This window comes from Pseudoduganella buxea, assembly GCF_009720835.1.
Classification (GTDB): Bacteria; Pseudomonadota; Gammaproteobacteria; order Burkholderiales; family Burkholderiaceae_D; genus Rugamonas; species Rugamonas buxea.
Map to the genome: position 1 here is coordinate 1 of NZ_WNKZ01000311.1, position 255 is coordinate 255.

The following is a 255-nucleotide window of genomic DNA, read 5'->3' on the forward strand; positions in this document are numbered from 1 at the left end:
TGGGGAGTACGGTCGCAAGATTAAAACTCAAAGGAATTGACGGGGACCCGCACAAGCGGTGGATGATGTGGATTAATTCGATGCAACGCGAAAAACCTTACCTACCCTTGACATGGCAGGAATCCCGAAGAGATTTGGGAGTGCTCGAAAGAGAACCTGCACACAGGTGCTGCATGGCTGTCGTCAGCTCGTGTCGTGAGATGTTGGGTTAAGTCCCGCAACGAGCGCAACCCTTGTCATTAGTTGCTACGAAAG

At 51.4% G+C, this 255-nt stretch carries 1 rRNA gene; it reads left to right on the top strand.

Annotated elements, in window-relative coordinates:
- Positions 1 to 255, top strand: a 16S ribosomal RNA gene (locus GM672_RS28055); the annotation flags it as partial.